The organism is Azospirillum sp. B506 (genome assembly GCF_000333595.1).
Lineage (GTDB): Bacteria > Pseudomonadota > Alphaproteobacteria > Azospirillales > Azospirillaceae > Azospirillum.
In genome coordinates this window covers 1-9215 of the sequence record NZ_BADK01000477.1, presented here as the reverse complement: position 1 = coordinate 9215, position 9215 = coordinate 1, and the positions used below count along the sequence as shown (strand labels likewise).

10 protein-coding genes are annotated in these 9215 nt (G+C 65.2%); 6 read left to right on the top strand and 4 right to left on the bottom strand.

Going from position 1 to position 9215, the window contains the following annotated elements; translation table 11 throughout:
* The 4 genes from I71_RS14315 to I71_RS14300 all read left to right on the top strand — a co-directional run.
* Nucleotides 1–230: sensor histidine kinase KdpD (locus I71_RS14315; RefSeq protein ID WP_148294239.1), on the top strand; the 230-nt coding region annotated here is incomplete at its 5' end.
* Between the two features lie 102 nt (nucleotides 231–332).
* Entirely contained in the window at nucleotides 333–884 is a 552-nt protein-coding gene (locus I71_RS14310) for a SiaB family protein kinase (RefSeq protein WP_042688567.1), read from the top strand.
* Between the two features lie 23 nt (nucleotides 885–907).
* Nucleotides 908–1306: a DUF1987 domain-containing protein gene (locus I71_RS14305; RefSeq protein ID WP_042695525.1), complete on the top strand. Its 399-nt coding sequence runs from the start codon at nucleotides 908–910 to the stop codon at nucleotides 1304–1306.
* Nucleotides 1303–2352, top strand: a complete 1050-nt coding sequence (locus I71_RS14300) for a sensor histidine kinase (protein WP_042695524.1) — start codon at nucleotides 1303–1305, stop codon at nucleotides 2350–2352. The genes I71_RS14305 and I71_RS14300 overlap by 4 nt, the downstream gene beginning before the upstream one ends.
* A gap of 131 nt (nucleotides 2353–2483) precedes the next feature.
* Here I71_RS14300 and I71_RS14295 read toward each other — a convergent pair whose 3' ends face one another.
* The 4 genes from I71_RS14295 to ftsH all read right to left on the bottom strand — a co-directional run bounded on the left by I71_RS14295 (nucleotide 2484) and on the right by ftsH (nucleotide 7700).
* Nucleotides 2484–3245, bottom strand: a complete 762-nt coding sequence (locus I71_RS14295) for a response regulator transcription factor (protein WP_042695523.1) — start codon at nucleotides 3243–3245, stop codon at nucleotides 2484–2486.
* Between the two features lie 164 nt (nucleotides 3246–3409).
* The gene (locus I71_RS14290) at nucleotides 3410–5005 is read right to left on the bottom strand and encodes a SpoIIE family protein phosphatase (protein ID WP_083897158.1); all 1596 of its coding nucleotides are present in this window, start codon (nucleotides 5003–5005) and stop codon (nucleotides 3410–3412) included.
* Entirely contained in the window at nucleotides 5002–5790 is a 789-nt protein-coding gene (locus tag I71_RS14285; RefSeq protein WP_042695521.1) for an ABC transporter substrate-binding protein, read from the bottom strand. Before I71_RS14285 ends, I71_RS14290 begins: the two co-directional genes overlap by 4 nt.
* 116 nt (nucleotides 5791–5906) lie before the next feature.
* Nucleotides 5907–7700 (bottom strand): ATP-dependent zinc metalloprotease FtsH, encoded by a 1794-nt coding sequence (gene ftsH, locus I71_RS14280; RefSeq protein WP_042695520.1) that lies wholly within the window; start codon nucleotides 7698–7700, stop codon nucleotides 5907–5909.
* Nucleotides 7701–7939: 239 nt separating this feature from the next.
* Here ftsH and I71_RS14275 point away from each other — a divergent pair, with 239 nt between their 5' ends.
* Together I71_RS14275 and I71_RS14270 are read left to right on the top strand one after the other, a co-directional pair.
* A complete protein-coding gene (locus I71_RS14275) occupies nucleotides 7940–8764 on the top strand; it encodes an ABC transporter ATP-binding protein (RefSeq protein ID WP_042695519.1) in 825 nt (274 codons plus the stop codon).
* A gap of 7 nt (nucleotides 8765–8771) precedes the next feature.
* Nucleotides 8772–9179, top strand: a complete 408-nt coding sequence (locus I71_RS14270; protein ID WP_244433836.1) for an ABC transporter permease — start codon at nucleotides 8772–8774, stop codon at nucleotides 9177–9179.
* Nucleotides 9180–9215: the final 36 nt, after the last annotated feature.

Sequence of the window (9215 nt, the reverse complement as noted above, 5' to 3'; positions counted from 1 at the left end):
GACGGTGCGATGGCGTGATCGAAGTGACCGACCATGGCCGCGGCATTCCTGAGCCGGAGCTTCCGCGCCTGTTCGACCGCTTCTTCCGCGGATCGGGCGCGTCGGGTGTGCCGGGCACAGGCATCGGACTCCACACCGTCCAGCAGATTCTCCTTCTCCATGGCGGCGCGGTGGCAGTCGACAGCATCCTGGGGCGGGGATCGACCTTCCGGGTCGTCCTGCCGGTCTGAAGCGGCCTGATGTCATACATCTCCGAAAGACTATAGCCCTTTGTCATAGGAGATGACATAGTTGGCGGGATCAGGGGACTGGTGGAATGTCAGGCTGCAACCATGCTTGCCCAGCAATATGCATCGATAAAACGTGATCTCGACGAGAAGGGGATCCTGTTCTCTTTCTGTGGATACTTGTCGGAAGGGATACTTTATTCTCTGGGGGAGGCGCTGCGCGAAAAGATGGTTCTGGAGGCGGCGGACGGACCCACCATCCGCCGGGTCTTTTCGGTGTTTGTCGAGCAGATGCAGAATATTATCCGCTATTCGGCGGAAAAGATGTCCGGCAATGCGGGCCGCGCGGTTGAACTCAGCGCTGGCATGGTCACCATCGGCATGGAGCAGGGCAAGGTCTTCATCGTCTGCGGCAACACCGTTCGCAACAGTGAAGTCCCCCGTCTGAAAGAACGGCTGGAGCATCTGAAGGGACTGGATCGCGCCGGCATAAAAACCTATTACCGCGAGCAGCTGCGCGAGGAGCCGGACGATGCCAGCCGTGGTGCAACCCTGGGGCTGATCGAGATCGCCCGGCGGGCAAGCGATCCCATAGACTACGATTTCAATGCGATGGACGCGGACCGCAGCTTCTTCTGCCTCAAGGTCCGCGTATGAGCGGCCGAAGCGAGCGACACGTCATGGACTGCCTGATCATTCCCGCTACCGGTCGCACGCCAGGCGTGTCGTTCGACTTTGCCAGCGGGCATTTGCGCATGACCGGTGAGTCCTATCCCGACGACGTTGCCGGCTTTTTCGGTCCGGTGTTCGAGGCGCTGCGCGGTTTCCTCGATTGTGCCGATGGCGCGGCCATCCGCTTCGATATGGAGCTTCTCTATTTCAACAGCTCCAGCGCAAAGGCCTTGATGAACATCTTCCAGATGCTGGAGACCGTGGCCAAGGGGGGGCGGCCGGTAACGCTGACCTGGTGTATCGAGGAGAACGACGACTCCATGCGCGAATTGGGGGAGGATTTCGCAGAGGATTTGCGGTATGTCGTTTTCCGGATGCGGGAGATGCCCGCAGGCGGCGTCCCATGAGTTTCAATCTCTTCGCCGCAGAGGAGGAGGCGCTTGCCAAAGCCCGCGCGTTGGAGAAGAGGCTTGACGCCCTGGCGCCGGATTGCCTGGCCGAATTCCGCGCGCTGGTGGCCGCCTTCGAGTTGAGCACGCGGGAGCAGCAGCGCCTCGTGCGGGTCAGCGACCGGCTGCAGGCCCAACTGAGCGACGCCAACCACGAGTTGGAACGGCGGCGCGACGAGGCGGAGGCGGCGCTGGATCGACTGCGCGAGGCACAGGAGGCGATCATCCAGTCGGAGAAGCTGGCTTCGCTCGGTGCCCTGGTCGCCGGCGTCGCCCATGAGATCAACACGCCGGTCGGCATCGCCGTCTCCTGTGCCTCCCATCTTGCCGACGCCACCCAGGCGATCCGCCGGCGGGCAACCGATGGCGAATTGAGCAAGGCGGAGTTCGCGCGCTATCTCGCCACGGCCATCGACACCAGCGACCTGATCCTCGGAAATTGCGAACGGGCGGCACAGCTGATCGCCGGCTTCAAGCAGGTGGCGGTAGACCGCGCCAGCGCGGTTCGGCGCAGCATCAACCTCGCCGCCTACATTCAGGACACCCTGGTCAGCCTGCAGCCGAAATTGCGGCCCTCCGGCCATGCGGTGGCGGTCGATTGCCCACCCGATCTGGAACTGGACAGCTATCCCGGCGTCCTGTCGCAAATCCTGTCGAATCTGGTGATGAATGCCCTGACCCATGCGTTCGCCGACGGGCGGGCGGGCGACATGGCAATCCTGGTGGATTGCCTGGACGCCGATACCGTTCGCCTGTGCTTCACCGACAATGGCCGCGGCATGGCCGAAGAGCACCGCACCAGGGTGTTCGAGCCCTTCTTCACCACCCGGCGGGGCCGTGGCGGCAGCGGGCTCGGACTGCACATCGTCCACAATCTCGTGGTCGGCGTGTTGATGGGCTCTATTTCGGTGGAGAGCGCGCCAGACCGCGGCACCAGCTTCACCCTGCTGTTCCCCCGCCGCACACCGGATCACGAGTTGCCGGTTCAGGATTTGGCGATTTAGTGTCTGATCGCTGATCGCTGATCGCTGATCGCTGATCAATGAAGCATCGGACTGATTCTGAGCTTTTATCTTTTTCGTGTAAGTCACGCATCAAGCGATACCGCTTGAAACGATCACTCTCTGGCTCCGGCTCAACTCTGAACGGCGCCGATCACCCTTATGGGCGCGGAGAACACATAACCGACACCATGTACCGACTTCAGCGGCGCCGGTCCGCCAATGGCGCCTTCGACCTTGTGGCGCAGGCGACCGACGACAGTGTCGATGGAGCGGTCTTCAGGATTCCAGCGGCGATTGTAGAGTGCCTGGGAGATCTGGTCGCGCGTGGCCGGCTTGCGGGCCTGTGCGGCCAACAGGCTGGTCAGCTTCATCTCCATGCTGGTCAGGCCGATGCGGATTCCAGCCGGGCTGGTCAGGCTCCATTCCGTCGGATCCAGCAGCCATCGCGCCTCGTCCGTGCCATCGCCGGCGCTCTCACCGGATGTATGTCCGTTGGCGGACTGGGCAGCCGATTCGGCCGCACGTTCGCTCAAACGGCGCAGCAGCGACTTCACTTGTGCTTCCAGTTCGCGCAGTTCGATCGGCTTCACCAGATAGGCATCGGCACCGATCTCCAGCCCGACGACACGGTCGACAGTGGAACTGCGGGCGGTGACCATGATGATGCCGGCGCCATGCCCATCGCGCAGCCGGGCCGCGATCTTGAATCCGTCCTCGTCCGGCAGGTTGACGTCCAGGATGACGATGGCTGCGTTGCGGGTCTGCAGCAGCCGATCCAGTTCAGCCCCGTCTCGCGCGCCGATCGCATCGAATCCACAGCTCGACAGATACTCGACCATGTCGGACCGCAGCGAATTCTCATCTTCGACCACGACGATCGTAGGACCGGCCATGCCGTATTCTCCCTATCACCACTCCAGCGCGCGCAACATACCCCAGAATACCTAAACTTTAAAACAAAGTTGAGTGGAATGCAGCGCTCTTGCTGTGTTCACGTCACAACCTGTCACAAAAGATGACATCTCTGTAACAGATTCGTGCAATTGGTCCAGGGAATTTACGCGGCTTGGCGATCGGTTCCCGTGCTGGAACCGGCAACTGCGTCCCTCAGCCGCACGCGGAAACCGAACAGGGTGATGTCGTCACGCTGTTCGCGGTCGGCCTGGAACCGGTCCAGCGAGCATTCCAGATTGGACTTCAACCGGTCGAGCGGGCCGTCGCCGCCTTGGCTCAGCAGCTCGCACAGCCTGACCCGGCCGAATCTGTGCCCCTGCTCGCCGCCATTCTGGTCGGCCAGCCCGTCGGTCCCCATCAGAAAGGTTTGGCCGGGACGCAGGGCGATGCTGTGGTTGGTGAATGGCTCCCCGCTGCCGTTCGAGCCGGCGTTCTCCTCTGCCGGTCGGGTCGCGGCTGGTCGATAGCCCAGGCTGCGGCGGTCTCCGCGCAGTTCCGTCACGCCGCCATCGGCAACGATCAGCAGCGGAATGCGGGCGCCGGCGAACACCAGCCGCCCCTCGGCCGGCCGGATGTGACAGATCCCCAGATCCAGTCCGTTGTCGAAACACTCCGTTCCGCCACGGGCTTCAGTTTCCTGATGCAAGGCGGCGCGGACCTTGCGGTCGACGGCGGCCAGGACGGCGGCCGGGTCCTCCGCACCGAGCAGATCCAGCACATTGTTCAGGATCGCGCTGGCAGTCATCGTCATGAAGGCGCCGGGCACGCCGTGGCCGGTGCAGTCGGCGACGGCGATGACGAAGCCGTCCGCCGTCTCGCGGCAGACATAAAAATCGCCGCTGACCACATCCCGCGGACGCCACAGCACAAAATGGTCGGTCAGCCCGGCGGACAGCGTATCGGCGCCCGGCAGAATGGCGGACTGGATCAACTGGGCATAGTTGATGCTGTCCATGATGGCGCGGTTGGTGGCGGCCAGAGCCTCCGTGCGTTCGCGGACCCGGTTTTCCAGCATGCCGGTATGATCCTGGACCGTCTCCGCCATCCGGTTGAAGCCGTCGGCGAGCACGCCGATCTCGTCACTCCGACGGGCATCGATGCGGGCGCTGTAATCGCCGTGCGCCAGCGCGCTCGCCAACTGGGTCAAACGGCGCAGCGGGCGCAGCACCATTCGGTTCAACGTCAGGCCCAGCACCGCCATCGCGCCCAGCAGCGACAGCAGAAGCAGGCCGGCCACCGGGATCAGCGCGTCGAGGGTGGCCTGTCGCACCTCCGCCGCCGAATAGACGATTCGCAGACTGCCGACCGTCTGTACCCGTCCTTCCCGCCCATGCAGCAGGATGGGGCGCTCGACCGTGACGAGGCCGGCTTCGTCGACGCTCGGCGAATTTCTGCTCGTGGTCCGCGCCAACGGATCGTTCCGGTCGGTCTCGAAGACGGCGATGGAGCGGATGGCCGTGTCGCGGCCGGTCAACGCCTCGATCATCCGCTGGGCGCTGCGGTTGTCCAGTTCCCACACCGGGCCGCTCAGCGCGTCGGCCTGGGTGGCGGCAACCAGCTCCGCCCGGCGCAGCAGATCCTGATGGCGCTGTCCTTCGACGATATGCTCCGACAGCAGCATCGCGCCGCCGCCGATGCCGGCGGTCGTGAGCAGGATGACTCCGGACACCCGCGCCAGCAGCGAGGAGCGGCGTTTCACGTCAAAATCCCGCTTTGCCGCCACAGACTCTCCAGCCGTCCATCCGCTTCCAGCCGATCGATCAGCGAATTGAGCCAGGCGGCGGTGACCGCTCCGCCACGCCGGGTCAGGATGGTGTGTTCGTAGATCTGGTCGGTGCGGTCGGACACCAGAATCTGGCGGGCCAGTTCCGGCTCGCGCTGCAGGAAGCGGATCAGGAAGGAGCGGGTGACGATGGCGAGGTCGGCTCGGCCGGCAACGACGCTGCGGACATTGCCTTCATGCGTCACCGTCAGCCGGGTCCGGTAGCGCTGCTCCAGCCGCTTGGGATCGGCATCGAAGCCGGCGAAGGCATAATGATAGCCCAGCCGCCCGAGAATCGTCTTTCCGTTCAGATCGTCGAAATAATGTTGGTCGATTCCGGGTGCTGCCCTTGCGACGAACACTTCGGCATCGCGCAGAAACGGGCGGGTGGCCTCGACCGGATAGTCCTGCCAGCCCCAACTGAGGGATTCGAAGGCAATGATGTCGAACCGCCCCTGTTCCAGATCCTCGTAACGCCGCTGCGGTGCCGTCCTGACCATCTCAAACCGGAACTCTTCCTGCGCGGCATTCAGCAGGTCCAGCAGGTCGCGGGTGACGCCGCGTCCCGTTTCATCGACATAGGGCGGAAATTCATAGGCTCCGACCCGGACGGTCGCGGCAGGCGCCTGGGCCTTGACGGCGCGGGATCGGGCGAAGGGAAGGGTGGAGAGAAGAGGCAGCGAGGCACCCAGAACCGTGCGTCGGGATAGCGTCCCCGTCATCGCTCCCCTCTCCTGTTACCCTGAAACGATTGGGATCAGTCTACTCCGGTATGCAGCCGCACCGCAATGCGGGACATTTCCTTTCGATAGCAGAGGTATCGAATTACCGTCCACAGTCAGGCTGCTTCGGTTGCACGCTCCGTCTGGACGTCGGCCAGGGCGGCGATCTCGTCACCGCTCAACGTCTCACGTTCGAGCAGGGCCTGCGCAATGCCGTCCAGTGCGGTGCGGTCGGTGCGCAGCAGGCGGCGGGCATGCTCCATGCCGGCGTCGGTGATACGGCGGACCTCCTCGTCGATGCGCCAGGCGGTCCGCTCCGACCGCGCCCCTGGCTCGGCTGCCGCGTGGGCGACAAAGCCGATTTCCTCGCTCATTCCCCAGGCGGTGACCATCCGCCGGGCCAGATCGGTGGCGGCACGGAAATCGGCCTCGGCGCCGGTGGTGACCTGATCGGCGCCGAAGGCGATCTCCTCCGCCGCGCGGCCGGCCATGGCGACGGCGATGTCGGCCATCAGCTTGGCGCGGGAGACCGACACGCGGTCGCCCTCCGGCAGGCGCACCACCATGCCCAGCGCGCCGCCGCGCGGGATGATGGTGGCCTTGTGGATCGGATCGGCCTGCGGGCAGCGCAGCGATACCAGGGCGTGGCCGGCCTCATGCACCGCGATCAGCCGCCGTTCGTGCGCCGTCAGGGCGAGGCTGCGGCGTTCGGTGCCCATCAGCACGCGGTCCTTGGCCGCGTCGTAATCGGCCATGGTGACGACGACCCGGCCCTGGCGCGCCGCCGACAGCGCCGCCTCGTTGGTCAGATTGGCCAGTTCGGCACCGGAGAAGCCCGGCGTTCCACGCGCCACCGTGCGGGCGCAGACGTCCGGTGCCAGGGTCAGGCGGCCGGCATGGACGCCCAGGATGGCCTCGCGCCCGGCGACGTCGGGCAGGCTGACATGGATGTGGCGGTCGAAGCGGCCGGGGCGCAGCACGGCGGCGTCCAGCATCTCCGACCGGTTGGTGGCGGCGATCACCACCACCTCGCCGCCCCTTCCACCGATATCCACGATGCCGTCCATTTCCACCAGCAACTGATTCAGCGTCTGCTCGCGTTCGGAATGGCTGGTCGATTCACCGCGCTTGCCCGCCAGCGCGTCGATCTCGTCGATGAACAGGATGCAGGGAGCGTTGGCTCGGGCGGTCTTGAACAGGCTGCGGACGCGCGCCGCCCCCAGCCCGACGAACATCTCGACGAAATCCGAACCCGACGCAGCGAAGAACGGCACATCGGCCTCGCCCGCTGCCGCCTTGGCCAGCATGGTCTTGCCGGTGCCGGGTGGGCCGACCAGCAGGATGCCCTTCGGCACGCGGGCGCCGGCCATGGCGAAGCGGCGCGGGTCCTTCAGGAACTGCACCGTCTCGCGCAACTCCTCCTTGGCCTCGTCCACGCCGGCCACGTCGGCGAAGACGGTCTTGGTGTCCTCCGGCCGAACGCGGGTCGCGCGGCTCATGCCGAAGAACTGCCCGCCGCTCATCAGCAGCCCGCCGATCAGCAGGGCGACCACGATGAAGGGCGCGGCGCGGTCTAGCACGCCCACCGTTTGCGCCATCAGCCCGCCCGGACCCTCGTCGAAGGCGATGGCGACTTTATGGGCGCGCATCTCCTTCAGCAGGTCGTCGGTCACCGGCAAGACGACGCGATAGCGGCTGCCGTCGGTGCCGACCGCATGGCCGGTGCCATGGGAGAAGGTGATCGAACTCAGTTCGCCCCGGCCTGCCTGATCGATCAGCGCGCTGTAGGTGGCCGGCTGTTCTTCCGTCCGCTGGTGGTGATCGTACCAGGCGGCGAAGCCGAGCCATGCGGCAAGCAGGGCGGCCAGGACGGCAAGTGCGATCAACGGGCGTTTCGGCAGCGTGGGCATGTCGGCTCCGCGAAGGGTAGGGGGCTGGCTTTCGATCTATGCCATTGATGCTGGAGGGTGGGGCGCCCCGGCAACCGATAAGGGCGCGCGTCCCTTCTTTGACACCGTGAGCGGTGCATTGGCGGAATGGCTCCTTTCGGAAACTACGGAGATCTCAAGCGGTTGCCGATATGCTTCTCTTCGGACAGTATGAGCCTCCAACCAAAGCTCATTGCCCGAACGATAAGGACCACACCGACATGGCCGAGGCCGCCGCCGCGGCGCCCGCCCTCCAACTGGAGGGCGTGACCTGCACCTTTCCCTCACCCGACGGCCGAGGACGTTCCTACACTGCCGTCCAGGGTGCCAGCTTCACCGTTGCCGATGGGGAGTTCGTGTCGATCGTCGGCCCGACCGGCAGCGGCAAATCGACGATGCTCAATGTCGCCGCTGGTCTGCTCAAACCCAGCGAAGGCCGCGCGCTGTCCTTCGGCCAGCCGGTGACCGGCATCAATCCCAAGGCCGGTTATATGTTCCAGGCCGAAGCGCTGATGCCCTGGAAGTCGGCGCTCGACAATGTCGCCGCCGGGCTGGAGTTCCGCGGCGTTTCCAAGGTGGAGGCGCGGGAGCGCGCGCTGCCCTGGCTGTCGCGCGTCGGGCTGGAAGGGTTCGGCGACCGTTTCCCGCACCAACTCTCCGGCGGCATGCGCAAGCGCGTGGCGCTGGCCCAGACGCTGATCGTCGATCCCAAGATCATCCTGATGGATGAGCCGTTCTCGGCGCTCGATGTCCAGACCCGCCAGATGATGGAGAACGAGCTGCTCGACCTGTGGGCGGCCGACCGCAAGTCGGTGGTCTTCATCACCCACGACCTGGAGGAGGCCATCGCCATGTCCGACCGGGTGCTGGTGCTGTCCGCCGGGCCGGGGTCGCGGCTGATCGGCGAGTACCGCATCGATCTCGACCGGCCGCGCGACGTGGCGGAAATCCGCATGACCCCGCAGTTCCTCGCCTTGCACCAGGAAATCTGGGCGCAGCTGCGCGACGAGGTGCTGAAGGGCTACGCCCAGACCAAGCTGCGGTGACGACATCATGAGATCCCACGCCAAACGCCTGCCCAGCCGCCCGGTCATCCTGCTGCTGCAACTGGCCGTCCTGATCGCGTTCTTCCTGGTCTGGCATGTCCTGACCGATACGAAGATCCTCAGCCCCTTCTTCTTCGGCACGCCGGGGGCGGTGCTGGCCCGCACCTGGGCCGATTTCGCCTCCGGCGTCATCTGGTATCACCTGGGCATCACGCTGCTGGAAACCGCGCTGGCTTTTATTATCGGCACGGTGGCGGGCATCGCCTTCGGCTTCTGGTTCGCCCGTGCCCCGTTGGTCTCCGTTGTCTTCGACCCCTACATCAAGGCGGTCACGCGCTGCCCCGCGTGGTGCTGGCGCCCATCTTCGCGCTGTGGCTCGGGCTCGGCATCTGGTCGAAGGTGGCGCTGGGGGTGACCCTGGTCTTCTTTATCGTCTTTCTCAACGTCTACC

What these genes read in the sequence shown, in the direction of transcription:
- I71_RS14310 (WP_042688567.1), top strand. Translation starts at nt 333, where the DNA reads ATGCTTGCCCAGCAATATGCATCGATAAAACGTGATCTCGACGAGAAG.
- I71_RS14305 (WP_042695525.1), top strand. Translation starts at nt 908, where the DNA reads ATGGACTGCCTGATCATTCCCGCTACCGGTCGCACGCCAGGCGTGTCG.
- I71_RS14300 (WP_042695524.1), top strand. Translation starts at nt 1,303, where the DNA reads ATGAGTTTCAATCTCTTCGCCGCAGAGGAGGAGGCGCTTGCCAAAGCC.
- I71_RS14295 (WP_042695523.1), bottom strand. Translation starts at nt 3,245, where the DNA reads ATGGCCGGTCCTACGATCGTCGTGGTCGAAGATGAGAATTCGCTGCGG.
- I71_RS14285 (WP_042695521.1), bottom strand. Translation starts at nt 5,790, where the DNA reads ATGACGGGGACGCTATCCCGACGCACGGTTCTGGGTGCCTCGCTGCCT.
- ftsH (WP_042695520.1), bottom strand. Translation starts at nt 7,700, where the DNA reads ATGCCCACGCTGCCGAAACGCCCGTTGATCGCACTTGCCGTCCTGGCC.
- I71_RS14275 (WP_042695519.1), top strand. Translation starts at nt 7,940, where the DNA reads ATGGCCGAGGCCGCCGCCGCGGCGCCCGCCCTCCAACTGGAGGGCGTG.
- I71_RS14270 (WP_244433836.1), top strand. Translation starts at nt 8,772, where the DNA reads ATGAGATCCCACGCCAAACGCCTGCCCAGCCGCCCGGTCATCCTGCTG.